Source organism: Streptomyces sp. DSM 110735 (genome assembly GCF_016482685.1).
Lineage (GTDB): Bacteria > Actinomycetota > Actinomycetes > Streptomycetales > Streptomycetaceae > Streptomyces.
Genome location: NZ_JACYHF010000014.1, coordinates 20,803 through 45,708 on the forward strand (window position 1 = coordinate 20,803; position 24,906 = coordinate 45,708).

Annotated in this window: 24 protein-coding genes; 16 read left to right on the plus strand and 8 right to left on the minus strand. The window is 70.2% G+C overall.

Annotated features, from left to right (window positions below):
- Window positions 1–11: 11 nt before the first annotated feature.
- Complete coding sequence (gene tkt, locus IF655_RS20935; protein ID WP_199586534.1) at window positions 12–2,099, minus strand: transketolase; 2,088 nt, start codon at window positions 2,097–2,099, stop codon at window positions 12–14.
- 365 nt (window positions 2,100–2,464) lie between these two features.
- Here tkt and IF655_RS20940 point away from each other — a divergent pair, with 365 nt between their 5' ends.
- The 3 genes from IF655_RS20940 to IF655_RS20950 all read left to right on the plus strand — a co-directional run bounded on the left by IF655_RS20940 (window position 2,465) and on the right by IF655_RS20950 (window position 5,106).
- The gene (locus IF655_RS20940; RefSeq protein WP_199586654.1) at window positions 2,465–3,418 is read left to right on the plus strand and encodes a heme o synthase; all 954 of its coding nucleotides are present in this window, start codon (window positions 2,465–2,467) and stop codon (window positions 3,416–3,418) included.
- Between the two features lie 94 nt (window positions 3,419–3,512).
- Window positions 3,513–3,827 carry a hypothetical protein gene (locus IF655_RS20945; protein WP_199586535.1) on the plus strand — a complete coding sequence of 105 codons (315 nt, stop codon included), beginning with the start codon at window positions 3,513–3,515 and terminating at the stop codon, window positions 3,825–3,827.
- Window positions 3,828–4,008: 181 nt separating this feature from the next.
- Complete coding sequence (locus IF655_RS20950; RefSeq protein ID WP_199586536.1) at window positions 4,009–5,106, plus strand: amidohydrolase family protein; 1,098 nt, start codon at window positions 4,009–4,011, stop codon at window positions 5,104–5,106.
- Window positions 5,107–5,127: 21 nt separating this feature from the next.
- Here IF655_RS20950 and IF655_RS20955 read toward each other — a convergent pair whose 3' ends face one another.
- The 4 genes from IF655_RS20955 to IF655_RS20970 all read right to left on the minus strand — a co-directional run bounded on the left by IF655_RS20955 (window position 5,128) and on the right by IF655_RS20970 (window position 8,791).
- On the minus strand, window positions 5,128–6,138 hold the full coding sequence (locus IF655_RS20955; protein ID WP_199586655.1) for a heme A synthase: 1,011 nt from the start codon (window positions 6,136–6,138) through the stop codon (window positions 5,128–5,130).
- A gap of 82 nt (window positions 6,139–6,220) precedes the next feature.
- A complete protein-coding gene (locus IF655_RS20960; RefSeq protein ID WP_206776232.1) occupies window positions 6,221–6,937 on the minus strand; it encodes an ABC transporter permease in 717 nt (238 codons plus the stop codon).
- Between the two features lie 83 nt (window positions 6,938–7,020).
- On the minus strand, window positions 7,021–7,944 hold the full coding sequence (locus IF655_RS20965; RefSeq protein WP_199586538.1) for an ABC transporter ATP-binding protein: 924 nt from the start codon (window positions 7,942–7,944) through the stop codon (window positions 7,021–7,023).
- A gap of 31 nt (window positions 7,945–7,975) precedes the next feature.
- Window positions 7,976–8,791 carry an aminoglycoside N(3)-acetyltransferase gene (locus tag IF655_RS20970; RefSeq protein WP_199586539.1) on the minus strand — a complete coding sequence of 272 codons (816 nt, stop codon included), beginning with the start codon at window positions 8,789–8,791 and terminating at the stop codon, window positions 7,976–7,978.
- A 183-nt stretch (window positions 8,792–8,974) separates the two neighbouring features.
- Here IF655_RS20970 and IF655_RS20975 point away from each other — a divergent pair, with 183 nt between their 5' ends.
- From IF655_RS20975 to IF655_RS21020, 10 genes are all read left to right on the plus strand, one after another.
- Window positions 8,975–9,709, plus strand: a complete 735-nt coding sequence (locus tag IF655_RS20975) for a metalloregulator ArsR/SmtB family transcription factor (RefSeq protein ID WP_199586540.1) — start codon at window positions 8,975–8,977, stop codon at window positions 9,707–9,709.
- The gene (gene sufB / locus IF655_RS20980) at window positions 9,706–11,127 is read left to right on the plus strand and encodes a Fe-S cluster assembly protein SufB (RefSeq protein ID WP_018545773.1); all 1,422 of its coding nucleotides are present in this window, start codon (window positions 9,706–9,708) and stop codon (window positions 11,125–11,127) included. The genes IF655_RS20975 and sufB overlap by 4 nt, the downstream gene beginning before the upstream one ends.
- A gap of 57 nt (window positions 11,128–11,184) precedes the next feature.
- Window positions 11,185–12,369: a Fe-S cluster assembly protein SufD gene (gene sufD / locus IF655_RS20985; protein ID WP_199586541.1), complete on the plus strand. Its 1,185-nt coding sequence runs from the start codon at window positions 11,185–11,187 to the stop codon at window positions 12,367–12,369.
- A complete protein-coding gene (locus IF655_RS20990; protein ID WP_199586542.1) occupies window positions 12,366–12,692 on the plus strand; it encodes a non-heme iron oxygenase ferredoxin subunit in 327 nt (108 codons plus the stop codon). Before sufD ends, IF655_RS20990 begins: the two co-directional genes overlap by 4 nt.
- A gap of 7 nt (window positions 12,693–12,699) precedes the next feature.
- Complete coding sequence (sufC, locus tag IF655_RS20995) at window positions 12,700–13,464, plus strand: Fe-S cluster assembly ATPase SufC (protein WP_199586543.1); 765 nt, start codon at window positions 12,700–12,702, stop codon at window positions 13,462–13,464.
- Window positions 13,461–14,717, plus strand: a complete 1,257-nt coding sequence (locus tag IF655_RS21000; RefSeq protein ID WP_199586544.1) for a cysteine desulfurase — start codon at window positions 13,461–13,463, stop codon at window positions 14,715–14,717. The genes sufC and IF655_RS21000 overlap by 4 nt, the downstream gene beginning before the upstream one ends.
- A gap of 16 nt (window positions 14,718–14,733) precedes the next feature.
- Complete coding sequence (gene sufU / locus IF655_RS21005; RefSeq protein ID WP_199586545.1) at window positions 14,734–15,201, plus strand: Fe-S cluster assembly sulfur transfer protein SufU; 468 nt, start codon at window positions 14,734–14,736, stop codon at window positions 15,199–15,201.
- Window positions 15,198–15,530, plus strand: a complete 333-nt coding sequence (locus IF655_RS21010) for a metal-sulfur cluster assembly factor (protein ID WP_199586546.1) — start codon at window positions 15,198–15,200, stop codon at window positions 15,528–15,530. Before sufU ends, IF655_RS21010 begins: the two co-directional genes overlap by 4 nt.
- Window positions 15,531–15,677: 147 nt before the next feature.
- A complete protein-coding gene (gene dapD, locus IF655_RS21015) occupies window positions 15,678–16,664 on the plus strand; it encodes a 2,3,4,5-tetrahydropyridine-2,6-dicarboxylate N-succinyltransferase (RefSeq protein WP_199586547.1) in 987 nt (328 codons plus the stop codon).
- A 230-nt stretch (window positions 16,665–16,894) separates the two neighbouring features.
- The gene (locus IF655_RS21020; RefSeq protein ID WP_199586548.1) at window positions 16,895–17,797 is read left to right on the plus strand and encodes a hypothetical protein; all 903 of its coding nucleotides are present in this window, start codon (window positions 16,895–16,897) and stop codon (window positions 17,795–17,797) included.
- A gap of 105 nt (window positions 17,798–17,902) precedes the next feature.
- Here IF655_RS21020 and dapA read toward each other — a convergent pair whose 3' ends face one another.
- Complete coding sequence (gene dapA, locus IF655_RS21025) at window positions 17,903–18,799, minus strand: 4-hydroxy-tetrahydrodipicolinate synthase (RefSeq protein WP_199586549.1); 897 nt, start codon at window positions 18,797–18,799, stop codon at window positions 17,903–17,905.
- A gap of 77 nt (window positions 18,800–18,876) precedes the next feature.
- Window positions 18,877–20,697 (minus strand): endonuclease/exonuclease/phosphatase family protein, encoded by a 1,821-nt coding sequence (locus IF655_RS21030; RefSeq protein WP_199586550.1) that lies wholly within the window; start codon window positions 20,695–20,697, stop codon window positions 18,877–18,879.
- 268 nt (window positions 20,698–20,965) lie between these two features.
- On the opposite strand from IF655_RS21030, the gene IF655_RS21035 reads away from it, so the two are divergent.
- Genes IF655_RS21035 through IF655_RS21045 form a run of 3 tightly spaced genes read left to right on the plus strand, consistent with a single transcriptional unit; the run spans window position 20,966 to window position 23,645 of the window.
- Complete coding sequence (locus IF655_RS21035) at window positions 20,966–22,390, plus strand: hypothetical protein (protein ID WP_199586551.1); 1,425 nt, start codon at window positions 20,966–20,968, stop codon at window positions 22,388–22,390.
- 19 nt (window positions 22,391–22,409) lie between these two features.
- Window positions 22,410–22,976: a TetR/AcrR family transcriptional regulator gene (locus tag IF655_RS21040; RefSeq protein WP_199586552.1), complete on the plus strand. Its 567-nt coding sequence runs from the start codon at window positions 22,410–22,412 to the stop codon at window positions 22,974–22,976.
- A gap of 12 nt (window positions 22,977–22,988) precedes the next feature.
- A complete protein-coding gene (locus tag IF655_RS21045; protein WP_199586553.1) occupies window positions 22,989–23,645 on the plus strand; it encodes a hypothetical protein in 657 nt (218 codons plus the stop codon).
- Between the two features lie 12 nt (window positions 23,646–23,657).
- On the opposite strand, the gene IF655_RS21050 is transcribed toward IF655_RS21045, so the two are convergent.
- A complete protein-coding gene (locus IF655_RS21050; protein WP_199586656.1) occupies window positions 23,658–24,872 on the minus strand; it encodes a TerD family protein in 1,215 nt (404 codons plus the stop codon).
- Window positions 24,873–24,906 lie beyond the last annotated feature (34 nt).

The following is a 24,906-nucleotide window of genomic DNA, read 5'->3' on the forward strand; positions in this document are numbered from 1 at the left end:
GTTTACGGGCGTCAGCGCTGGGCGTCGGCGAGGGATTCCCGCGCCTTCGCGACCACGTTCTCCGGAGTGAATCCGTACTCGCGGAACAGGACCTTGCCGTCCGCAGACGCACCGAAGTGCTCCAGGGAAACGATGCGGCCGGCGTCGCCCACGTACTTGTGCCAGGTGAGACCGATACCGGCCTCCACCGCGACCCGCGCCTTGACCGACGGCGGCAGCACGGACTCCCGGTACCCCCGGTCCTGCTCCTCGAACCACTCCACCGACGGCATCGAGACCACCCGGGTCGGCACACCCTCGGCCTGGAGCTGCTCACGCGCCTCCACGGCCACGTGCACCTCGGAACCGGTGGCGATCAGGATCACCTCGGGCTCGCCGCCCTCGGCCTCGAACAGGACGTAACCGCCACGGGCGGCGTCGTCGTTCGGGGCGTAGGTCGGCACACCCTGGCGGGTGAGGACCAGACCGTGCGGGGCGCCCTTGCCGAACTCCTTCGTCCAGCGCTGCTGGATCTCGCGCCAGGCGATGGCGGTCTCGTTGGCGTCCGCCGGGCGGACCACGTTCAGACCGGGGATCGCGCGCAGCGCGGCCAGGTGCTCGACCGGCTGGTGGGTCGGGCCGTCCTCGCCCAGACCGATGGAGTCGTGCGTCCACACGTACGTCACCGGCAGGTGCATCAGGGCCGACAGGCGCACGGCGTTGCGCATGTAGTCGGAGAAGACGAGGAACGTACCGCCGTAGACACGGGTGTTCCCGTGCAGGGTGATGCCGTTCATCTCGGCGGCCATCGCGAACTCGCGGATGCCGAAGTGGATCGTCCGGCCGTACGGGTCCGCCTCGGGCAGCGGGTTGCCCGCCGGGAGGAAGGAGCTGTCCTTGTCGATGGTCGTGTTGTTCGAACCGGCGAGGTCGGCGGAGCCGCCCCACAGCTCGGGCACGACCGCGCCGAGGTCCTGGAGGACCTTGCCGGAGGCGGCGCGGGTGGCGATGCTCTTGCCGGTCTCGAAGACCGGGATCTTCTCCGCCCAGCCGGCCGGCAGCTCGCCCGCGGCGATGCGGTCGAACTCGGCCGCGCGCTCGGCGTTGTTGTCCCGCCACTCCTGGAAGGACTTCTCCCACTCGGCCTTGGCCTCGCGGCCGCGCTCCAGGGCGCCGCGCGTGTGGGCCAGCACCTCGTCGGCGACGGCGAAGGTCTGCTTGTCGTCGAAGCCGAGGACGCGCTTGGTGGCGGCGACCTCGTCGTCGCCGAGGGCCGAGCCGTGCGCCGCCTCGGTGTCCTGGGCGTTCGGCGCGGGCCAGGCGATGATCGAGCGCATCGCGATGAAGGACGGGCGGTCGGTGACGGCCTTGGCCGCCTCGATCGCCGCGTAGATCGCCTCGGGGTCCAGGTCGCCGTCCGGCTTGGGCTCCACGCGCTGGACGTGCCAGCCGTACGCCTCGTACCGCTTCATCGTGTCCTCGGACACGGCGGTCTCGGTGTCGCCCTCGATCGAGATGTGGTTGTCGTCCCACAGCAGGATCAGGTTGCCGAGCTTCTGGTGGCCTGCGAGCGAGGACGCCTCGGAGGAGATGCCCTCCTGGAGGCAGCCGTCACCGGCGATGCAGTAGATGTAGTGGTCGAAGGGGGACGAGCCCTCCGGCGCCTCCGGGTCGAACAGACCGCGCTCGAAGCGGGAGGCCATGGCCATGCCCACCGCGTTGGCCACACCCTGGCCCAGCGGGCCGGTGGTGGTCTCGACGCCCTTGGTGTGTCCGTACTCCGGGTGGCCCGGGGTCTTCGAGCCCCAGGTGCGGAAGGACTTCAGGTCGTCCAGCTCCAGGCCGAAGCCGGCCAGGTAGAGCTGCGTGTAGAGGGTCAGGGACGAGTGGCCGGCGGACAGCACGAAGCGGTCCCGCCCCACCCACTCCGGGTCGGCCGGGTCGTGCCGCATCACCTTCTGGAAGAGGGTGTAGGCGGCCGGGGCCAGGCTCATCGCCGTGCCGGGATGGCCGTTGCCGACCTTCTGTACGGCGTCGGCGGCCAGGACACGAGCGGTGTCCACGGCCCGCTGGTCCAGCTCGGTCCACTCAAGGTCTGTGGTGGTCGGCTTGGTGCTCACCCTGGGTCAGGGCTCCTCTCCACATGTTGTTCGCCGGTCGTCGGGACAGGGCCCGTCCGGCCGCCGGTGGACAGCGTGTCCACCGGCCGTTGTCGAGCCTACCCCCGAGGGGACGTGCGTTTTTTCGAGTCATTCCAGACTGCCGGGACTCGCTGCGATCCGCCTCCCGACCGGCCCGGAGGCGGCTTGGCACATGAATACGGAGAGGCTCGCCGTCCTGCTCAAACGCCCCCCGGCGCGCCCCGCGCCAACACGAGCGGACCCCGGCGAAAGGCGAGGTATGGGCAACGTCTAAAGTGGCGTGGTACGCGCGGGCCTTTACACCGGTTTCACACGGGTGGCCCGCTGGGATGTCTCTGTCAGGGGTGTGCGTGACGGCCGTCGAATCCCGTCCTGCTGCTGCGCTCGGTGCGAGCCGCAGCCCGGTCCACCGGCCGTTCGGCGCCCGGGTCAAGGGCTTCGTGGCGCTGACCAAGCCGCGGATCATCGAGCTGCTGCTCATCACCACGGTGCCGGTCATGTTCCTCGCCCAGCAGGGCGTGCCCGACCTCAAGCTGGTGCTGCTCACCTGCGTGGGCGGCTACCTCTCCGCGGGCGGCGCCAACGCGCTGAACATGTACATCGACCGGGACATCGACGCCCTGATGGACCGCACCTCGCAGCGACCGCTGGTGACCGGCATGGTCAGCCCGCGCGAGTGCCTCGCCTTCGGCATCAGCCTGGCGGTCGTCTCCACCCTGCTCTTCGGATTCACCGTCAACTGGCTGTCCGCCTGGCTGTCGCTCGGAGCGCTCCTCTTCTACGTCGTCGTCTACACGATGATCCTCAAACGGCGTACGTCGCAGAACATCGTGTGGGGTGGCATCGCGGGCTGTCTGCCGGTGCTGATCGGGTGGTCCTCGGTCACGAACTCCATGTCGTGGGCGCCGGTCATCCTCTTCCTCGTCATGTTCTTCTGGACGCCGCCGCACTACTGGCCGCTCTCCATGAAGGTCAAGGACGACTACGCGCGCGTGGGCGTGCCCATGCTCCCGGTCATCGCCTCCAACAAGGTCGTCGCCCGGCAGATCGTCATCTATAGCTGGGTGATGGTCGCCGTCTCCCTGCTGCTCCAGCCGCTCGGCTACACCGGCTGGTTCTACACGGCGGTCGCGCTGGCCTCGGGCGGCTTCTGGCTGTGGGAGGCGCACGGGCTGCAGAACCGGGCGCGGGCCGAGGTGACGGGCGTCAAGCTCAAGGAGATGCGGCTGTTCCACTGGTCGATCACGTACGTGTCGATCCTGTTCGTGGCGGTCGCGGTGGACCCGTTCCTGAGGTAGCGCCGCACTGATGTCGAGCAAGGGAGGGGCGCGTGGTCAAGGCCACGCGCCCCTCCCTTCGCCGTTGCGTCTACCCGTCGGTAGCATCCTGACCATGGCAGACACGGAGCAGGTTGACGCGAAGACCGAGCGCAAGGTGAAGCGCCTCGCCCACGAGATCGGCACCTTCGCCAAGGCGCACGGCGGAGCCGGGGGCAACGTGGCGTACCTCGGTGAGCGGGGGGCGCGGATCGCCCTCGTCGGCGAGGACGGGGAGTGGGGGAACCTGGTCGCGCCCAGCGTGGAGATCGGGCGGCAGGCGCTGGAGCGGGCGGGGGTCGAGATCCACGAGGAGTTCGACGGGGAGTTCGCGGCGAAGATTCGTACGAGTGCGTATGAGTGGAAGCGGATGGCTGGGATTCAGATCTGAATCCAGCTCGGGTGGTGTGGGTGCGTTGCAGGGTGCGGGTGCGTCGTGGTTGATCGCGCCCACGCGGCGGAGCCGCAGATCGATACGGTCCCGCGCCCCTTTCAGGTTGGGCAGCGCCACCTGAGTCTCATTCGTGCCGTTAGGACGGTAAGGCAGTACACCGTCCTTGCGGGAGTTCTCGATGATCGAAACGGCGTCGCTCGTGGATCAGCACTGTCATGGGGTGCTGCGGACCGAGTTGGGGCTCGGGACGTTCGAGGCTCAGCTCGGGCGGATGGAGGGGGCGCCCGCGGCGGGGACCACGTTGTTCGACACGCAGACGGGGTTCGCGGTGCGGCGGTGGTGTCCGCCGCTGCTGGGGCTTGAGCCGCACTGCGCGCCCGCGCGGTATCTGGCGCGGCGGCGGGAGCTGGGCGTCCTGGAGGCGGGGCGCAGGCTGCTGCGGGGGAGCGGGATCACGACCTATCTGGTCGACACCGGACTGCCCGGGGATCTCACCGGACCCGAGGAGATGGCCACCGCCGGGGACGCCGAGGCGCGGGAGATCGTCCGCCTGGAGCCGCTGGCCGCGCAGGTCGCGGACACCTCGGGCAGCGTCGCGTCCTTCCTCGCCAACCTCGCCGAGTCGGTGCACGGCGCGGCGGGTCACGCCGTCGCCTTCACGACCGGGGCGGGGTTCGCGGACGGCGCCGCCCTCTCGCCCGAGCCGCCCGGACCCGGCGAGGTGCGGGGCGCCGTCTCGCGCTGGCTGGCGGGGCGGCGGGTGGGGGAGGCGCCGGTCGATCCGGTGCTGCTGCGCCATCTGCTGTGGACCGCCGTCGCCTCCGGACGCCCGCTCCAACTGCACGCGGGGCTCGGCGCGCCGGGCGTGCCGGTCGACCCCGGTCCGCTGACCGGCTTCGTACGGGCCACCGCCGGTCTCGGCACGGACCTGGTCCTGCTGCACGGCTACCCGCACCACCGGTACGCGGCGCATCTCGCCGCCGCCCATCCGCACGTCTACGCCGACTCCGGCGCCGCGCTCGTCCGTACCGGCGCCCGCGCGGCCACCGTGCTCGCGGAGATCCTGGAGCTGGCGCCCTTCGGCAAGATCCTCTTCTCCAGCGGGGCGCGCTCCCTGCCGGAGCTGCACGTCGTCGCCGCCCAGCTCTTCCGCGAGTCCCTCAACCGCGTCCTCGGCACCTGGGTCACCGACGGCGCCTGGTCCCTGACGGACGCGCGCCGGGTGGCCCGCATGGTGGCGGCGGAGAACGCGCTCAGGGTGTACGGGCTGGAGTGAGCCCCTCGGCGCCCGAAGGCGTCAGGCGGAGGTGCCGACCGTGACCTCGGCCGAGGGACCGGGCACCGTCACCGCGTCGGAGGGACGCTCGCGCAGCGAGAGCAGGACGCGCAGCACCCAGATCCACATCACCGAGGAGCCCAGCATGTGCAGGGCGACCAGCGCCTCGGGCAGGTGCGTGAAGTACTGGACGTAGCCGATGACGCCCTGGAGCAGCAGGACGACGAACAGCTCGCGGGTGCGGTGCAGGGGTCCCTTCGGGGCGTCGACCGCCTTGAGGACGAACCACAGGGCGAAGGTCAGCGTGACCACGATCCAGGCGAGCACCGCGTGCAGCTTGGCGATCATCTCCCAGTCGAGCGGGATGCGCTCGACCTCGCTGGAGTCACCGGCGTGCGGACCCGCGCCGGTCACCACGGTGCCGACCGCGATCAGCAGCACGGACGCGACGACCAGGAACCACACGAGCTGCCGTACCGCTCCGCCGACCAGCGGACGCGCCTCGCCGTCGCCCTCCCGGGTGCGCTGCCACATCACGGTCGCGACGGTGATCAGCGCGGTGGTGAGCAGGAAGTGCGCGGCGACGGTGTAGGGGTTCAGACCGACAAGCACGACGATGCCGCCGAGCACCGCGTTGCCCATGACCACCCAGAACTGCGCCCAGCCCAGCCGGGTCAGGCTCCGCCGCCAGGGCTTCGCCGAGCGCGCGGCGATGATCGCCCAGCCGATGGCGGCGCACAGCACGTACGTCAGCATCCGGTTGCCGAACTCGATCGCGCCGTGGAAGCCCATCGCGCGGGTCGTGGTCAGCGAGTCGGCGGTGCAGGTGGGCCAGGTCGGGCAGCCGAGACCCGAACTGGTCAGCCGCACCGCGCCGCCGGTGACCACGATGACCACCGCCATCACGAGTGCGGCGAGCGCGGCCCGGCGGACGGTACGGGGGTCCGGGGTCCAGCGCTCGGCGATGAAGGCGAGCGGGTTGCGCAGGGCCGCTGCGGTGTCGGCGGGGGTCAGCTTTGGCACGCGCGTAATAGTAGATGCCCCGCTTGTGCACGCTTTCACTAGGGTTGCGGTACGCCGGTTTCCCGAGGTCAGCGCCCTGTGGCTGGTTCCGCTACTCCCAGCGGAAGAACTTCCCCGCCGCAGCGAGCCCCACGACCGCCCACACCGCGAGGATGCCGAGGTCGCCCCAGGGCATCCCGGCGCCGTGCTGGAGGACGTCGCGCAGACCGTCGGAGAGGGCGGAGATCGGCAGCAGACCGAGCACGTGCTGTCCGGCGGCGCCGAACTTCTCCAGCGGCACGATCACCCCGCCGCCGACGAGCAGCAGCAGGAAGACGAGGTTGGCGGCGGCGAGCGTCGCCTCCGCCTTGAGCGTGCCCGCCATCAGCAGACCGAGCCCGGAGAAGGCGGCGGTGCCGAGGACCAGCAGGAGCAGGACGGCGGCCGGGTTGCCGTGCGGCGACCAGCCGAGCGCGAAGGCGATGACCGTCAGCAGGATCACCTGGAGCACCTCGGTGACCAGCACGGAGGCGGTCTTCGCGGTCATCAGGGCCCAGCGCGGCAGCGGCGAGGCGGCGAGCCGCTTCAGGACGCCGTAGCGGCGCTCGAAGCCGGTCGCGATGGCCTGGCCGGTGAACGCCGTCGACATGACGGCCAGCGCCAGGATGCCCGGGGCGAGGAAGTCCACCGCCTTGCCGGGACCGGTGTCCGTGATGTCGACCGTGCTGAAGAGCACGAGCAGCAGGGTCGGGATGACCACGGTCAGCAGCAGTTGCTCGCCGTTGCGCAGCAGCATCCGCGTCTCCAGCGCGGTCTGCGCGGCGATCATGCGGGGGAGCGGGGCGGCTCCGGGCCGCGGGGCGTAGGTGCCCGAGGGGGTGGTGCCCGGGGCGGTCGTGTCCGCGGGGGTGGTCACGAGCGCAGCTCCTTGCCGGTCAGTTCGAGGAACACGTCTTCCAGGGTGTGCCGCTCGACCGAGATCCGGTCCGGCATCACCCCGTGCTGCGCGCACCACGAGGTGACGGTGGCGAGCAGTTGGGGGTCTATCTTGCCGGTCACCCGGTAGGAGCCCGGGGTCAGCTCGGCGGCGGTGCAGTCGGCGGGGAGCGCCTTGAGCAGCGCGGCGAGGTCGAGTCCGGGACGACCGGTGAAGCGCAGGGTGTTCTCGGCGCCGCCGCGGCACAGCTCCTCGGGGGAGCCCTGGGCGATGACCCGCCCGCCGTCGATGATCGCGACGTCGTCGGCGAGCTGCTCTGCCTCGTCCATGTGGTGAGTGGTGAGGATGACGGAGACACCGTCGGTGCGCAGGTCGCGCACGAGGTCCCAGGTGGCGCGGCGGGCCTGCGGGTCGAGTCCGGCGGTGGGCTCGTCCAGGAACACCAGCTCGGGTCGGCCGACGACGGCCATGGCGAGCGCGAGCCGCTGCTGCTGCCCGCCGGACAGGCGCCGGTAGCTGGTCCGCCCGCAGGAGCCGAGCCCGAGGCGCTCGATCAGCGCGTCCACGTCCAGCGGGTGCGCGTGCAGCCTGGCGACATGGCGGAGCATTTCGTCGGCGCGGGCGCCGGAGTAGACGCCGCCGGACTGGAGCATCACCCCGATCCGGGGGCGCAGCTCGGCGGACTGGCGCACGGGGTCGAGCCCCAGGACCCGCACCGTGCCGGAGTCCGGCTTGCGGTACCCCTCGCAGGTCTCGACGGTGGTCGTCTTCCCGGCACCGTTGGGACCGAGCACGGCGGTCACCCCCGCCCGCGCCTCCAGGTCGAGGCCGTTCACCGCGGTCTTCTGGCCGTACCGCTTCACCAGGGCCTGGACCTGGACCACGGGCTCACTTCGCATGACTCCAGAGTCTAGGGAGCCCCGCCGGCACTCAGGCGCGGGGGTCGGAGAACTCCTCCTCGCGGGGCCGGTGCACCGGCAGCCAGCGCTCGGCGTACGACACGGCGTCCGCGAGGGGGAAGAGCCGCGCCTCGGCGGTGCCGATCCGGGCGCGCACGACCGGGCGGTCCCGCTCGAAGTCGTGGCCCAGCTCCTCGAACCGCTCCGAGTCGATGGACCCGTCCGTCGCCTCCTCCCAGCCGCCGCCGGGCGCGGGCCATTCGATCCGCGCCGACGGGGACGGTACGCGGTACTCGGCCAGGTGGAACGCGGTGCAGGAGCCGTATCCCACGCCGAGCAGCAGGACCCGCGCCCCGGCCCGCTCCAGCCTGGCCAGCGGGCTGTGCTCGCCGAGGCGGCAGTCGGGTGCGTGGCCCTCGGTGATCTCGGCGGCGCGCGGTCCGAGCGCGGCGAACGAGGTCTGGGGGTGGGCGCTGCGCAGGGCTCCGGGCCAGGTGCGGACGGTCTCCGGGATCGCGCCCATGCCCAGGGTGGGCGTGATCCGGGGGTCGTAGACGGGCATCGTGGCGCGGATGGCGTCCCACCACTCCTCGGGCGCCGGGGGATTGCGCCAGCGGGCCGGGTCGGAGAGGTGGGTCGAGTGCGTGGGGACCGTCAGCGTGCCGGCCGGACCGAGGGCGTCGAGGAGTCCCTGGACGACGGCGACGGGTCCGCCGTTCACCCAGCCGAGGGAACTCAGCGAGGAGTGGACGAGGAGGGTTTCGCCGGGTGCGACACCCATTTCGCGCAGCCGTGCGGAGATCGTGTCGCGGGTGATCAGCGGGCCGTTCGGGGCGGGTTTCGGCATGACCGGAGTGTGCCGCGCCGGGGTGCGGGGTGCCAGTGGTTTTGCCTGGTGAGGGGCGCCGCGCTCGATGATCCGGAGATCGTTTCCGCAGGTCAGGTTAGGTGTGCCTAAGTGACGCAGGGCACCGTCCGCCCGGCGGGACCCGGCTTGTCAGGCTCTGAGGAATTACGCAACAATGGCGTTGTGAAAAACGTCGGCGAGGCTCGGGAGACCCCGGTGGGTACCCCGCAGGAGGAGCTAGCGACCGGTGAGCGTTCGACGCGCAACCGGGTCGCGCGGTCCATCCTGGATCACGGCCCGTCCACCGTCGCCGAGCTGGCGGGACGGCTGGGTCTGACCCAGGCCGCCGTCCGCCGGCACCTCGACGCGCTGGCCGCCGACGACGTCGTGGAGGCACGCGAGCAGCGGGTGTACGGAGCCCGTACCCGCGGTCGCCCCGCCAAGGTGTTCGCCCTGACCCCCTGCGGCCGGGACGCCTTCGACCAGTCCTACGACCAGCTCGCCGTGGACGCCCTGCGCTGGATCGCCGAGCGCGAGGGCGGGGACGAGGCGGTCGCCGCCTTCGCCCGCGCCCGGATCGCCGCCCAGGCGGACGGCTACCGCAAGGCCGTCGAGGGCGTCGCCCCCGAGCACCGCGCCGAAGCCCTGGCCAGGGCCTTGACCGCGGACGGGTACGCTGCTACAGCGCGCAGCGCACCGGTCGGCGAGCAGCTCTGTCAGCACCACTGCCCGGTCGCCCACGTCGCCGAACGCTTCCCCCAGCTCTGCGAGGCGGAGACGGAGTTCTTCGCCGAACTGCTGGGAACCCACGTCCAGCGGCTGGCGACCATCGCGCACGGCGACGGCGTCTGCACGACGTTCATCCCCAAGACCAACACCGACGCACCTGCAAGCACGGCCGGGAGGAACCCCGCATGACTCTCCCCACGGAGACTGCCCACCCCGAACTCGAGGGTCTGGGCAAGTACGAATACGGCTGGGCCGACTCCGACGTGGCCGGTGCCGCAGCGAAGCGTGGCCTGAACGAGGCCGTCGTCCGTGACATCTCGGACAAGAAGTCCGAGCCGGAGTGGATGACGAAGCTGCGGCTCAAGGGCCTGAAGCTGTTCGAGAAGAAGCCCATGCCCAACTGGGGCTCGGACCTCTCGGGCATCGACTTCGACAACATCAAGTACTTCGTGCGCTCCACGGAGAAGCAGGCGGAGTCCTGGGAGGACCTGCCCGAGGACATCAAGAACACCTACGACAAGCTCGGCATCCCGGAGGCGGAGAAGCAGCGCCTGGTCGCCGGTGTCGCCGCGCAGTACGAGTCGGAGGTCGTCTACCACCAGATCCGCGAGGACCTGGAGGAGCAGGGCGTCATCTTCCTGGACACCGACACCGCGCTCCGTGAGCACCCCGAGCTGTTCAAGGAGTACTTCGGCACCGTCATCCCCGTCGGTGACAACAAGTTCGCCTCGCTGAACACGGCCGTGTGGTCCGGCGGCTCCTTCATCTACGTGCCGAAGGGCGTGCACGTGGAGATCCCGCTCCAGGCGTACTTCCGTATCAACACGGAGAACATGGGCCAGTTCGAGCGGACCCTGATCATCGTCGACGAGGGTGCCTACGTGCACTACGTCGAGGGTTGTACGGCGCCGATCTACAAGTCGGACTCGCTGCACAGCGCCGTCGTCGAGATCATCGTCAAGAAGAACGCCCGCTGCCGCTACACGACCATCCAGAACTGGTCGAACAACGTCTACAACCTGGTCACCAAGCGCGCCGTGGCGTACGAGGGCGCGACCATGGAGTGGATCGACGGCAACATCGGCTCCAAGGTGACGATGAAGTACCCGGCCGTCTACCTGATGGGCGAGCACGCCAAGGGCGAGACCCTCTCCATCGCCTTCGCGGGCGAGGGCCAGCACCAGGACGCGGGCGCCAAGATGGTCCACATGGCGCCGAACACGTCGTCCAACATCGTCTCCAAGTCGGTGGCGCGCGGCGGCGGCCGTACCTCCTACCGCGGTCTCATCGAGATCGGCGAGGGCGCGGCCGGATCGAAGTCCAACGTGCTGTGCGACGCGCTGCTGGTCGACACCATCTCCCGCTCGGACACCTACCCCTACGTGGACGTCCGCGAGGACGACGTGTCCATGGGTCACGAGGCGACCGTCTCCAAGGTCTCCGAGGACCAGCTCTTCTACCTGATGAGCCGCGGTCTCTCCGAGTTCGAGGCGATGGCGATGATCGTGCGCGGCTTCGTCGAGCCCATCGCCAAGGAGCTGCCGATGGAGTACGCGCTGGAGCTCAACCGGCTGATCGAGCTGCAGATGGAGGGCGCGGTCGGTTAAGACCGCCCCCACCCCAAGCAGCCGCCCGAACTCAGGAAAGAGAGCACTACGACAGCCATGGCTGAGGCTCAGAACATCCCGGTGGGCTCCACCACCGCCGGCTCGATCGCGGTCGCCGCGGAGTCGACCGTCGTCTCGCGCATGAGCGCGCCCCCCTCCTTCGACGTGGCGGACTTCCCCGTCCCGCACGGCCGTGAGGAGGAGTGGCGGTTCACCCCGCTGGAGCGCCTGCGCGGTCTGCACGACGGCACCGCCGTCGCCACCGGCGAGGGCGTGAAGGTCGCCGTCGAGGCGCCCGAGGGCGTCACGGTCGAGACCGTCGGCCGTGACGACGCCCGGATCGGCAAGGCGGGCACCCCGGTGGACCGCGTCGCCGCCCAGGCGTACTCCGCCTTCGAGCAGGCGTCGGTCGTCACCGTCGCGAAGGACACCGTCCTCACCGAGCCGATCCGCATCGCGGTGCACGGCGAGGGCGGGGTCGCCTTCGGCCACCAGGTGATCGAGCTGGGTGCCTTCGCCGAGGCCGTCGTGGTCATCGACCACACCGGTGACACGGTGCTCGCCGCCAACGTGGACTTCGTCCTCGGTGACGGCGCCAAGCTGACCGTCGTCTCCGTGCAGGACTGGGACGACAAGGCCGTGCACGTCGCCCAGCACAACGCGCTGATCGGCCGGGACGCCTCCTTCAAGTCCGTGGTCGTCACCTTCGGCGGCGACGTGGTCCGCCTGCACCCGCGCGTCGAGTACACGGGCCCCGGCGGCGAGGCCGAGCTGTACGGCCTGTACTTCACCGACGCCGGTCAGCACCAGGAGCACCGCCTCCTGGTCACCCACAACACCCCGCACTGCAAGTCCAACGTCGCCTACAAGGGCGCGCTCCAGGGCGACGGCGCGCACGCGGTGTGGATCGGTGACGTGCTCATCGAGGCCAAGGCCGAGGGCACGGACACCTACGAGATGAACCGCAACCTGGTCCTCACCGACGGCTCGCGCGTCGACTCGGTGCCGAACCTGGAGATCGAGACCGGCGAGATCGTCGGCGCCGGACACGCCTCCGCCACCGGCCGCTTCGACGACGAGCAGCTCTTCTACCTGATGGCCCGCGGCATCCCGGAGCACGAGGCCCGCCGCCTCGTGGTCCGCGGCTTCTTCGCCGAGCTGGTCCAGCAGATCGGTGTCACCGACATCGAGGAGCGCCTGCTCGCCAAGATCGAGGAGGAGCTGGAGGCGTCGGTCGCATGACCACCACCAGCTTCGTACGCGCCTGTGGGCTGAGCGAGCTGTCGGAGGACACCCCCAAGCGGGTGGAGCTCGACGGCACGCCGGTCTCGGTCGTGAAGACCGAGGGCGAGGTGTACGCGATCTACGACATCTGCTCGCACGCGAACGTCTCCCTCTCCGAGGGCGAGGTGGAGGACGGCCAGATCGAGTGCTGGCTGCACGGCTCGTGCTTCGACCTCCGCACCGGCAAGCCGTCCGGCCCGCCCGCGACGCGCCCCGTCCCCGTTTACCCCGTAAAGATCGAAGGGGACGACGTGCTCGTCTCCCTCTCCCAGGAGTCCTGAGGCATCCATGGCAACGCTTGAAATCCGAGACCTGCACGTCACCGTCGAGGCCGACAACGCCACGAAGGAGATCCTCAAGGGCGTCGACCTCACCGTGAAGCAGGGCGAGACGCACGCCATCATGGGCCCCAACGGCTCCGGCAAGTCGACCCTCGCCTACTCGCTCGCGGGTCACCCGAAGTACACGATCACCGGCGGCACCGTCACCCTCGACGGCGAGGACGTCCTGGAGATGTCCGTCGACGAGCGCGCCCGCGCCGGTCTCTTCCTCGCCATGCAGTACCCGGTCGAGGTCCCCGGCGTCTCCGTCTCCAACTTCCTGCGCACCTCCGCCACCGCCATCCGCGGCGAGGCGCCCAAGCTGCGCACCTGGGTGAAGGAGGTCAAGGAGACCATGGAGCGCCTCCACATGGACCCCTCCTTCGCCGAGCGCAACGTCAACGAGGGCTTCTCCGGCGGTGAGAAGAAGCGCCACGAGATCCTCCAGCTCGAACTGCTCAAGCCGCACATCGCGATCCTGGACGAGACCGACTCCGGCCTCGACGTGGACGCGCTGCGCATCGTCTCCGAGGGCGTCAACCGCGTCCGCGAGACGGGCGAGACCGGCACCCTGCTGATCACGCACTACACGCGCATCCTGCGGTACATCAAGCCCGACTTCGTCCACGTCTTCGCCGGTGGCCGCATCGTCGAGTCCGGCGGTCCGGAGCTGGCCGACAAGCTGGAGAACGAGGGCTACGAGGCGTACACGAAGGGTGGCGTAAGCGCGTGACACAGATGCCGGGCCTCCTCGACACAGAGGCGATCCGCAAGGACTTCCCCATCCTGGACCGCCAGGTCCACGACGGGAAGAAGCTCGTATACCTGGACAACGCGGCGACCTCGCAGAAGCCGCGCCAGGTGCTGGACGCCTTGAGCGAGTACTACGAGCGGTACAACGCCAACGTCCACCGCGGCGTGCACGTGCTCGCCGAGGAGGCCACGGCGCTGTACGAGGGCGCGCGGGACAAGGTCGCGTCGTTCATCAACGCGCCCAGCCGCGACGAGGTGATCTTCACCAAGAACGCCTCCGAGTCCCTCAACCTCGTGGCCAACATGCTCGGCTGGGCGGACGAGCCCTACCGGGTCGACCACGAGACCGAGATCGTCATCACGGAGATGGAGCACCACTCCAACATCGTGCCGTGGCAGTTGCTCGCGCAGCGCACCGGCGCGAAGCTGAAGTGGTTCGGTCTCACCGACGACGGCCGCCTGGACCTGTCCAACATCGACGAGATCATCACCGAGAAGACGAAGATCGTCTCCTTCGTGCTGGTCTCCAACATCCTGGGCACGGTCAACCCGGTCGAGGCGATCGTGCGCCGCGCCCAGGAGGTCGGCGCGCTGGTGTGCGTCGACGCCTCGCAGGCCGCGCCGCACATGCCGCTGGACGTGCAGGCGCTCGGCGCCGACTTCGTGGCCTTCACCGGTCACAAGATGTGCGGTCCGACCGGCATCGGCGTGCTCTGGGGCCGCCAGGAACTCCTGGAGGACCTGCCCCCGTTCCTCGGCGGCGGCGAGATGATCGAGACCGTCTCGATGCACTCCTCGACCTACGCCCCGGCGCCGCACAAGTTCGAGGCGGGCACCCCGCCGATCGCCCAGGCGGTCGGTCTCGGTGCCGCGATCGACTACCTGAACTCGATCGGCATGGACAAGATCCTCGCCCACGAGCACGCGCTCACCGAGTACGCGGTGAAGCGGCTCGGCGAGGTCCCGGACCTGCGCATCATCGGTCCCTCCACGGCCGAGGACCGCGGCGCGGCGATCTCCTTCACCCTCGGCGACATCCACCCGCACGACGTGGGCCAGGTCCTCGACGAGCAGGGCATCGCCGTGCGCGTCGGCCACCACTGCGCGCGACCGGTCTGCCTGCGGTACGGAATTCCGGCGACCACCCGGGCGTCGTTCTACCTGTACTCCACGCCCGCCGAGATCGACGCACTGGTCGAGGGGCTGGAGCACGTACGGAACTTCTTCGGCTGACGGGACGAGCGATCGCATGAAGCTGGACTCCATGTACCAGGAAGTCATCCTGGACCACTACAAGAATCCGCACGGGCGTGGCCTCAGGGACGGCGACGCCGAGGTGCACCATGTGAACCCGACCTGCGGCGACGAGATCACCCTCCGGGTGAAGTACGACGGCAGCCGGATCGCCGACGTGTCGTACGAGGGGCAGGGCTGTTCCATCAGCCAGGCGTCCGCCTCCGTGCTCAACGAACTGCTGGTGGGCAAGGACCTGCCCGAGGCGCAGAAGATCCAGGAGACCTTCCTGGAGCTGATGCAGTCCAAGGGCAGGATCGAGCCCGACGACGCGATGGAGGAGGTGCTGGAGGACGCGGTCGCGTTCGCCGGTGTCTCCAAGTACCCGGCCCGCGTCAAGTGCGCCCTCCTGAGCTGGATGGCGTGGAAGGACGCGACGGCCCAGGCGCTGGGTGGCGCCGAAGCCGAAAGGAAGACGGCATGACCGACACCGCTGAGATGAAGCCGGCCTCGGAGGAAGAACTCCGCGAGGCCCTGTACGACGTCGTCGACCCCGAGCTGGGCATCGACGTCGTCAACCTCGGCCTGATCTACGGCATCCACATCGACGACTCCAATGTCGCGACGCTGGACATGACCCTGACCTCCGCGGCGTGCCCGCTCACGGACGTCATCGAGGAGCAGGCCAAGTCCGCCACGGACGGTCTGGTCAACGAGCTGCGCATCAACTGGGTCTGGATGCCGCCGTGGGGTCCCGACAAGATCACCGAGGAGGGCCGCGAGCAGTTGCGGGCCCTCGGGTTCAACGTCTGAGGTCCCCTCGGGGCTCTTCAGTGAGCCTGTGAGCTTTGTGAGCGAGGCGGCGGCGCCTTCGGGTGCCGCCGCCTTCGCACACCCGGCGCGTTCGTATGTCCGGCGCGCGGGTGCGTACCCGCCCCCACCCCACGTTAGGTTTTCCGTATGACCGACACCGCTTCCCGTACCACCGGCGCCGTCGCCGCCGGTCTCGCCACCATCGCCGCCGACGGCACCGTTCTCGACACCTGGTTCCCGGCCCCCGAGCTGGTCGCGGAGCCGGGTCCGTCCGGCACCGAGCGGCTGTCGGCCGACCGGGCCGCCGAGTTCCTCGGCGACAAGGTCGTCTCCACGCTCGGCCCGGACGCCCGCCGCGGTGTCGACGTGGTCGCGGTGCGCACGGTCATCGGCTCGCTGGACGAGAAGCCGGTCGACGCGCACGACGCCTATCTGCGCCTCCACCTGCTCTCCCACCGCCTGGTCAAGCCGCACGGCGTGAGCCTGGACGGCATCTTCGGCCACCTCGCCAACGTCGCCTGGACCTCGCTCGGTCCGGTCGCCGTGGACGCCATCGAGACGGTGCGGCTGAACGCCCGCGCCGAGGGCCTGCACCTCCAGGTCACCTCGATCGACAAGTTCCCGCGCATGACGGACTACGTGGCGCCCAAGGGCGTGCGCATCGCCGACGCCGACCGGGTCCGCCTCGGGGCGCACCTGGCCGAGGGCACCACGGTCATGCACGAGGGCTTCGTCAACTTCAACGCGGGCACGCTCGGCACATCCATGGTCGAGGGCCGCATCTCCGCGGGCGTCGTCGTGGGCGACGGCTCGGACATCGGCGGCGGCGCCTCCACCATGGGCACCCTCTCCGGCGGCGGCAACGTCATCATCACCATCGGCGAGCGCTGCCTGGTCGGCGCCGAGGCGGGCGTCGGCATCGCGCTGGGCGACGAGTGCGTGGTCGAGGCGGGTCTCTACGTCACCGCGGGCACCCGCGTCACCCTCCCCGACGGCCAGATCGTCAAGGCCCGCGAACTCTCCGGCGCCTCCAACATCCTCTTCCGCCGCAACTCGGTGACGGGAGCGGTGGAGGCCCGCCCGAACAACGCGGTCTGGGGCGGCCTGAACGACGTACTGCACAGCCACAACTGACCGGCTGCCGCCGCCCTTTCACCGAGCGCCCTTCCACCGCCCCTCCTGGGTCGGCCGGGAGGGCGCTCATGTTCAGCGGATGGCCGAGAACCGACCCGCCCGAACGAACTCTTTGTGCGGTGATCGTATTATCGAGTCTCAGGCTGTCTGCGTCGCTTCCAGTCAACCGACTCGCTGTCGGCGCAGCCCACTGCACCCTCCCCGGCGGGAGGCCGAGTGATGGAGGGCTCATGCCCAAGACCGCGTACACGTACGTTCCCAGCGCTTCCCGCACGAACCTCGAGATCGGGCTCGATCAAGGTGTGTGGGGATGGCGCAGCAGCGCTCTCGACCGCGCCGGCGCTCGCCAGGCCGTTCAGTCGCTGAGCGAGGGGGACTTCCTCGTTCTGGGGCACAAGGGGCCGAACAGCCGGGTTGCTCCGGGCGGCTGGGCCGACATAACGCTGCAGCATGTCGTCGTTGCCGAAGTCAGTCGGCCCTATTACACCGACGGCGCTCCGGTCTGGCCCGATGACGACTATCCGGAGCGCATCGGTATCAACGTTCTCGAGGAGGAGCGGAACGTTCAGGGCGACGCCCTCGGTGCCGATGCCATGGAAGCTCTGCGGCTGTCCGCCAACAAGCAGGGTGCCGCAGTTCTCCGGTCCGATATCGCGGCGGTTGTCCGGCTCGCTGACGCGCTCTCGTTGGCGGCGGACGCTCCGTCAGACATGACAGTGGAGCACGACGGCGCCGACAGTGCCGTCGCCCAGGTATTCGTTCGCCGCGAACAGGCCAAGTTGCGCAAAGCGCTGCTCCGCGGTGCCGCCGAGATGGGTTGCGCCCTCTGCGGGCGTGTCTTGCCCAGTCGGCTCATCAGGGCCGCGCACATCAAGCGCCGCAGTGCTGCCACGCGCTCGGAGCGGCTGATGATGGCCAACATCATGCCTGCTTGTCTCATCGGCTGTGACGAGCTCTTCGAGCACGGATATGTCTACGTCACCGGGGACGGCACCATCGCCGTCAATCCGAAGAGTGGTTCCACGCCCGACCTGGCCGTTGCGGCCAAGACCCTCGAGGGCCGCCTTGTCGCCGACTACGGCTCCCACCGTGCACCGTTCTACGGCTGGCACCGCACCAACATCGCCAACTGAGCGGATGAAGCCCGCGGGTAGCGCGTAGAAAGACAGAGGGCCGGTGGTGGTTCATCCCGCTCGTCTCGAGGTGAACCACCCGGCTCGGTCGCATACAGGTCGGGCTCACCGTCGGCAGGTCAGCATTTTGTGGTGGGCCACGAGAGCGGCCGTGGTTTTCTCGTCGGCGGGCAGCAGCGGGGCGCGTACCGGCCCTGCGGGGAGGGCGAGTTCGGTGAGGAGAGCCTTGGCCGTGACCGTGCCGGGCAGACCCGCGTTCATCATCGCCTCGATCAACGGGGTGGCGCGGAGCTGGAGTTCGGTCGCGCGTGCCGTGTCGCCCGCGTCGAACGCGGCGAGGATGGCGGCGACTTGGCGCGGGACGACGTTCGCAATGGTACTCACGCAGCCCGCCGCGCCCACGGCGTACAGGGCGAGGATGTGTTCGTCGCAGCCCGCGTAGTAGGCCAAGTCGGTTGCGGCGAGCACCTTTTGGGTGCCGAGGAAGTCGTAGGAACAGTCCTTGACGGCCACGATCCCGGGGTGTTCGGCGAGGCGGATCATCGTCTCCGGCTCGATGCGGGTGCCGGTGCGGCCGGGGATGTCGTAGAGCATCAGGGGGAGTCCGGACGCGTCCGCGATCCGGCGGAAGTGGGACTCGACCGACTCCTGCGGCGGCTTGCTGTAGTACGGCGTGACCACCAACGCGGCGTCGGCGCCCGCCTTTTCGGCCGCGTGGGTCAGTTCGATCGTGTGGCGGGTGTCCGCCGTGCCGACGCCCGCGACCAGGGGGACCCCGGGACCCACCGCCGCGCGGACCGCCGCGATCAGCTCGGTCTTCTCCGCGTCCGTGGTCGTCGGGGACTCGCCCGTGGTGCCGTTCAGGACCAGACCGTCACAGCCCTGCGCCACCAGGTGGGCGGCGAGGCGCGACGCCCCGTCCACGTCGAGCGCGCCGGTCGGCGTGAACGGGGTGACCATCGCGCAGAGCGTACGGCCGAAGGGTGCGGTGCGAGGCGTCATGGACGTAGTCTCGGCACCCTCGACCGTAAAGCTCCACTTAAATCTGCTGCGAGGTATCGCTAAGCAGCCCTGAAGAGTTACGGGCGGAAGCGCAGCACCTGCGGGTCGTGGTCGCTGATCTGGTCGTGGAACTCCGAGTTGATGTGCACGCTGTCGTACGCGAAGGAGCCGTCCCGCCTGATCTCCGGGCTGATCAGGATCTGGTCCAGGACCTGCGCGTTGCCCTGGTAGTCGTAGGTGTAACGCTCCTTCTTGGGCAGCGACTTGATCGCCGACCAGAGTTCGCCGCGACCCTCCAGGATCTTGGCGGTGTCGGAGAACTCGAAGTCGTTCATGTCACCGAGCGCGACGACGTTCGCGTCCTTCTGGACCGACAGGATGTCCTTGACGAACCCGTTCACCAGGGTCGCCTGCGCGTGCCGCTGCGTCTCCGAGCTGCGCGTCGGCGGCTGGTACTGCGCGGTCAGCGGCTGGTCGCCGCCCTTGGAGTTGAGGTGGTTGGCGATGACGAAGACCGTCTTCCCTCGGAAGACGAACTCGCCCGCCAGCGGCTTGCGGCTCGCGTTCCACGCCGCGTCGGACGGGGCGATCCGCCCGGGCGAGGCGGTCAGATGCGCCTTGCCGTGGTCCTTGGTCACGCCGACGGCGGTCGTGGAGTCGCCGCCCGCGCGGTCCACGAAGGACACCCGCTCCGGGTTGAACAGGAACACCTGGCGGATGTTGCCGCCGGGCTCGCCGCCGTCCTGGTCGTTGACCGGGTCGATCGAGCGCCAGTCGTAGCGCGGACCGCCCGCCGCCACGATCGCGTCGATCAGCTTGTTCACGGTCACGCCCGCCGACACCGTGCCGTCGTCGGTGGCGCCGTTGTCGTCCTGGATCTCCTCCAGGGACACCACGTCGGGCGACCGCAGGTTGTTCACGATCGCGGACGCGTGCTGCGCGAAGGTGTTGTCCGAGGGGTCCAGGTTCTCGACGTTGTACGTCGCCACCGCGAGCTGCCCCGCGGACTGCTTGCGCGTCGTCTCCCGCTCCAGACCACCGCTCTTCAGCGTGCCGAGGCTGCTCGCGACGAGCGTGTAGCCGCCGTACTGGTTGAAGTCCAGCGGACCGGTCGTGGCGCCCTTGAGGGTGTCACCGACGTTCGCCTGCGGGAAGTCGGCGGTCGCGCCGAGCGACTGGATCTGCAGACGGCCGGTGTTCTGCGCGTCGTACGAGCCGTAGAGGGTGCCGCCGCGCGGGGTGCGGTGCTCGCCGGGCTTCACGGTGACCCACAGCTCGCTGTAGGGGTCGGTGCCGGTGACCACACGGGTGTTGGCGACCTGGACGTTCACGCCCTCCAGGGACTCGTAGTAGTCCAGGGCGTACGTCGAGGGGGCGAGCTGCGTGCTGTTGACGGAGCCGTTCGCGTCCCCGGCGGGGGTGTAGCGGTCCGGCACGGAGTGCTTGCCGATGACGACCGGGGCCGGGACCGGGTTGCCGGTGGAGACCGTCGTGACGACCGGCTTGGTGATCTCGGTGACCGACTGGTTGCCCGAGGCGGTGCCGCCCGGCACGTACTCGGAGACCGTGCCCGACACCGTGACCGAGTCACCGACGGCGGCCTTCGGCGCGGAGCTGGTGAAGACGAACACGCCCTCACTGGTGGCCGGGTTGTCGTCCGGCGTCGGGTCCTGGAGCCAGAAGCCCTTGGACGAGCCGTAGTCCCGCACGGCCGTGACGATGCCCGGCACGTCCGCGACCTTCTGGCCCGCGTACGGCGAGAGACGGGTGGTGCCCTGGATGTCGTGGACGCGCACCGCGTCCGCGTGCGCGGGCGAGGTGAGGACGACGACGGACGTCGCGCTGCACACGGCGGCGACGGTGAGCGCGGCGAGACGCGCGGAAGACCTGCTCGGCAAGGGATGCCTCCGGGGACGTACGAGAACGCCGGAACGAGGGTGGAAATACGGTTGCGTGTCGGGCCGGTGGCCCTCCGTGACGCGTGCAGAACCGAGCGAACAGGAGTCCCCCCGACTTCTACGCGCGTCAATCTCCTGCCTGGTGACGGGAGTTGTCAAGGTTCACGCCATGGACGGGTGATGGCGCACAGATGAACCGGGGGTCATGGCGGCAAACCCGTCTAGGCTGAGCGGTCGAGCCCGTTCACGGTCCGAGGAGAACCAGCCGATGTCAGACAGCGCACCCCTGCCGCCCGTGCGGCTGCGCCCCGAAGCGGAGCTGGCGCGCGCCGCGCTGTCCACCCCGCTGCTCTCCCGCGCCGCCCGCCTCGCCCGCTGGGCCGGTCCCGGGACCCGGGTGGACGCGGGCGGCAGCCTGGTCGAGGAGCAGCTCCCGGCCGCCGCCGCGCTGCTCGGGCTCGACGACGAGGACGCGGCTGCCGACGCCGCCGGTGCCTGGCGGGTCGCGGTGGACGCCGGGCTGGTCGAGATCACCGACGAGGAGGCGGGGACCGTGGCGCCCGGCGAGGGTCTCGCGCTGCTCACCGGCTCCCCGCAGGACGTGCTCGGCATCTGGCTGGCGGCCCTGGAGACGGTCCTCGCGGACGCGAGCGTGCCCGACCTGGACGGTCTGGTCGACGCCCTGGAGGGGGGCGGCGAGATCGACTTCGCCTCGCTCGGCTGGGACCCCGAGGCGGAGGCGGAGTTCCTCGACAACGTCCTCGGCAACCTCTATCTGCTGTCCGCCGGTGAGGTCGGTCCCGGCGAGAGCCCGGTGCCGCTGCCCGCCCTCGCCGCCTCCGTGATCGTGCCCGGCGACATGGAGAACCCCAGCGACGCCGTCCTGGAACAGGTCTCCGACGCGATGATGCGCCTCGACGACCAGTTCCGCCTCCTCGCACCGGTCGGCGCGGTGGAGTACGAGCCGATGGACGAGGCGCTGCTTGGCGACGCCGACACCGAGCCCGCCGCGCCCGTGGACGAGGACGACATCGCCCGCTACGGCATGGTCCGCCTCACCCCGCTCGGGGTGTACGGGATGCGCGCCCGGCTGCTGGAGGCGGGGTTCGAGGCACCGGCGGTCGGTGACTTCGCGGACAAGGGCGCCGACGCGCTGCTCGACGGCACCGCCGGGTTCGGACCGCGCGCCGCGCTCGCCGAGACCGAGCGGTGGCTCGCCGAGCGCGAACCCCTCGCCGCCGCACAGGAGTTGCTCGCCGCGGCGCGCGGTGCCGACTCGGGTGCCCCGCTGCGGCGGCTGCACTGCCAGCAGGCGCTGTCCCTGGTCGGCCCGGAGGCGGAGCCCGCGCTGCGCGAGGTGCTGGACGACCCCGAGCTGGGCGGACTCGCCCGGGTCTGGCTCAGCGAGCGCGGCGCTGCCGATGTGCCGCCGCCCACCGAGGACTTGGTGTTCTGGCTGACCGTCGACACCATCGCCGCCCAGCTCCAGGCGGAGGGGAACTCCGAGGAACTCCAGGCACTGGTCGAGGGGTTGGCCGCCCAGCACAGCGGCTTCTTCGCCGCCGCCTGGCGCGTGGACCATCCCGCGACCCCCGAGGTCCTGGAGGCGATGGGCCGCCTCCATCCCGACAAGCGGGTGGCGAAGGAAGCCCGCAAGGCGGCGTTCAAGGCACGGTCGCAGCAAGGGCTTTGAGCGGGGGAGGAGTCAGGTGATGGCGCGGGTCAGGCCCATGCGGGCGGACGCTCGGCGGAACTACGAGCGGTTGCTGGAGGTGGCGGCCGAGGCGTTCGCCGAGCATGGGGAGAACGCCTCGCTCGACGACATCGCCAAGCGCGCCGGGGTCGGCTCCGGCACCCTCTACCGGCACTTCCCGACCCGCCAGGCGCTGCTGGAGGCGGCGTACGTGGAACGGATCGAGGCGCTCGGGGCCCGCGCCGACGCCCTCGCCGAACGTCTGCCCCCGGGTGAGGCGCTCTCGGAGTGGCTGTACGAACTCTGTGTCGCCTCGATCCAGGTCCGCGGTATGAAGTCCCTGCTGGGCAACGCCGTCAGCGACGGCAGCCCGGTCCCGCTGACCACCTGCGGCGCGGTGGTCAAGGGCGCGGTGACCCGTCTGGTCTCCGCCGCCCAGACTGAGGGCACCCTCCGCGAGGACCTCACCCCGGTCGATCTTCTTCGCCTGGCCCACGGAGTCGCCACCGCCTCGGAGTTGGCGGACGGCGAGGGTCGCGAGATCCGCCGCTATCTGACCCTGCTGACGGAGGGGCTGCGGCCGTAGAAGACTGGGCGCATGACGCCTCCGCCCGCGTACGCGACCGTCGAAGAGATCCACGCCCACTTCGTCGAGCAGCTCAACTCGGCGCTCCGTCTCACCGGAATGTTCGGCGGCGAGCCTGCCCTGCGTGCCCTCGTCGAGCATCTGCTCTTCGTGGAGCGCGAGCCGGAGGCATGGGAGGAACTGCGGGGGCGCTGGGAGAAGGAGGGCGCCTGGTCGCCGCTGGGCGTGACCGGTGCCTTCCACACTCTGATCCCCGACCGCTCCTACCAGTGCGGATCGGCTTCCGTGTACGCCGAGTTCGCGCGGCGGCGCGGCTGGCTCGTGCCGGACCGGACGCTCACCTCCGAGGAGTACGCGGTGCTCGCCGGGCGGGTCGGTCAGTGGGCTGAGGAGGACCGCACCTGGCCGGACATCACCGCCGAGTTCGGCGCCCCCTCCGTCCTGTTCGGAGGGAGCAACCCGAGGTACGGGAAGACGCTCGGCTATCTCTGCGCCGACCTCACCCAGCCGATGATCCTCTTCGACCTGTGGAACGACGGCGCGTCGGCGGACGCCGGGCGTGAACAGCCGTCACTTCTCGCCGTCCGCCGGTCCGACGAGCCGTTCCGCCGGTCCTTCCGCTTCACCCCGGAGGGGAGGAGGCGGAGACCGGCGGCCGACGTGTGCTGAGCGCGCGGTCCGTCAGAGGGCTCGGGCGCCCGGGTCCATCATGTTCTTCACCGTGCGGGCCTTCACGAAGTCGCCGAGGGCGGTCATGTCCCACTCGCCGGAGTACTGGCGGACGAATTTGGCCATGAGGACGCCGGTCTGGGGCTCGGCGGAGGTCAGGTCGAAGCGGACCAGTTCGTCGCCGGTCACCGGGTCGATCAGGCGGCAGTACGCCTTGGCGACCTCGGTGAACTTCTGGCCGGAGAAGGAGTTGACGGTGAAGACCAGCCCGGTGACCTCCTGGGGGATGCGGCCGAGGTCGACCGTGATCACCTCGTCGTCCCCGCCGCCCTCGCCCGTCAGGTTGTCGCCGGAGTGCTTGATCGCGCCGTTCAGGATCGACAGCTTGCCGAAGTAGCAGGCGTCGACCACGTTGCGCTGCGGGCCGTAGGCGATGACCGAGGCGTCCAGGTCGATGTCCTTGCCCCGGTAGGCGGGCTCCCAGCCGAGGCCCATCTGGACCCGGGAGAGCAGCGGGGTGCCGCCCTTGACCAGCGACACCGTCTCGTTCTTGCGGAGGCTGACCCGGCCCTTGTCCAGATTGACCTTGCCCGCGCCGGGAGCGGGCGGAGCGGGCTGGGCGGGAGGAGCGGACGGCATCGGCGGCGTGCCCTGCGGGGACACCGGCTGCGGAGGCGCGGGCTGCTGGGACGCGGGCTGCGGGGGAGCGGGGGACTGGGGCGCCGCCTGTGCCGGTTCCTCCACCGTCACGCCGAAGTCGGTGGCGATGCCCGCCAGACCGTTCGCATAGCCCTGGCCGACCGCGCGGGCCTTCCACTGGCCGTTGCGCCGGTAGACCTCCACGACCACCAGCGCGGTCTCGCTGCCCAGGCTGGGCGGGGTGAAGGTGGCCAGGACCGCGCCGCCGTCCGCGTCGCGGATCGTGGCCGTCGGCTCGATGCCCTGGAAGGTCTGGCCCGCCGCGTCCGGACTCGCGGTCACCACGATCTTCTCGATGTCCGGCGGCACGGCGGCGGTGTCCACGGTGATCGCGTCCGGCGCGGCACCCCCGCCGGAGGTGTAGGACACACCGGGTCCGGACGGCTGGTTGTAGAAGATGAAGTCGGCGTCGGAGCGCACCTTGCCGTCGGCGGTGAGCAGCAGGCCCGACACGTCGAGCCGGACGGGCGCGGCGACATCCACGGAGACACGGGCGGCCGGCAGCGGGACGTTCGAACCGGGGGTCATAGCGGTCATGCCGGGTGAACGAACGACATCACTT

Excerpts from the sequence above, each read along its gene's own strand:
- IF655_RS20945 (WP_199586535.1), top strand. The coding sequence starts at position 3,513 with ATGGCAGACACGGAGCAGGTTGACGCGAAGACCGAGCGCAAGGTGAAG.
- IF655_RS20950 (WP_199586536.1), top strand. The coding sequence starts at position 4,009 with ATGATCGAAACGGCGTCGCTCGTGGATCAGCACTGTCATGGGGTGCTG.
- IF655_RS20960 (WP_206776232.1), bottom strand. The coding sequence starts at position 6,937 with ATGATCGCCGCGCAGACCGCGCTGGAGACGCGGATGCTGCTGCGCAAC.
- IF655_RS20965 (WP_199586538.1), bottom strand. The coding sequence starts at position 7,944 with ATGCGAAGTGAGCCCGTGGTCCAGGTCCAGGCCCTGGTGAAGCGGTAC.
- IF655_RS20970 (WP_199586539.1), bottom strand. The coding sequence starts at position 8,791 with ATGCCGAAACCCGCCCCGAACGGCCCGCTGATCACCCGCGACACGATC.
- sufB (WP_018545773.1), top strand. The coding sequence starts at position 9,706 with ATGACTCTCCCCACGGAGACTGCCCACCCCGAACTCGAGGGTCTGGGC.
- sufD (WP_199586541.1), top strand. The coding sequence starts at position 11,185 with ATGGCTGAGGCTCAGAACATCCCGGTGGGCTCCACCACCGCCGGCTCG.
- IF655_RS20990 (WP_199586542.1), top strand. The coding sequence starts at position 12,366 with ATGACCACCACCAGCTTCGTACGCGCCTGTGGGCTGAGCGAGCTGTCG.
- sufC (WP_199586543.1), top strand. The coding sequence starts at position 12,700 with ATGGCAACGCTTGAAATCCGAGACCTGCACGTCACCGTCGAGGCCGAC.
- sufU (WP_199586545.1), top strand. The coding sequence starts at position 14,734 with ATGAAGCTGGACTCCATGTACCAGGAAGTCATCCTGGACCACTACAAG.
- IF655_RS21010 (WP_199586546.1), top strand. The coding sequence starts at position 15,198 with ATGACCGACACCGCTGAGATGAAGCCGGCCTCGGAGGAAGAACTCCGC.
- dapD (WP_199586547.1), top strand. The coding sequence starts at position 15,678 with ATGACCGACACCGCTTCCCGTACCACCGGCGCCGTCGCCGCCGGTCTC.
- IF655_RS21020 (WP_199586548.1), top strand. The coding sequence starts at position 16,895 with ATGCCCAAGACCGCGTACACGTACGTTCCCAGCGCTTCCCGCACGAAC.
- dapA (WP_199586549.1), bottom strand. The coding sequence starts at position 18,799 with ATGACGCCTCGCACCGCACCCTTCGGCCGTACGCTCTGCGCGATGGTC.
- IF655_RS21035 (WP_199586551.1), top strand. The coding sequence starts at position 20,966 with ATGTCAGACAGCGCACCCCTGCCGCCCGTGCGGCTGCGCCCCGAAGCG.
- IF655_RS21040 (WP_199586552.1), top strand. The coding sequence starts at position 22,410 with ATGGCGCGGGTCAGGCCCATGCGGGCGGACGCTCGGCGGAACTACGAG.
- IF655_RS21045 (WP_199586553.1), top strand. The coding sequence starts at position 22,989 with ATGACGCCTCCGCCCGCGTACGCGACCGTCGAAGAGATCCACGCCCAC.
- IF655_RS21050 (WP_199586656.1), bottom strand. The coding sequence starts at position 24,872 with ATGACCCCCGGTTCGAACGTCCCGCTGCCGGCCGCCCGTGTCTCCGTG.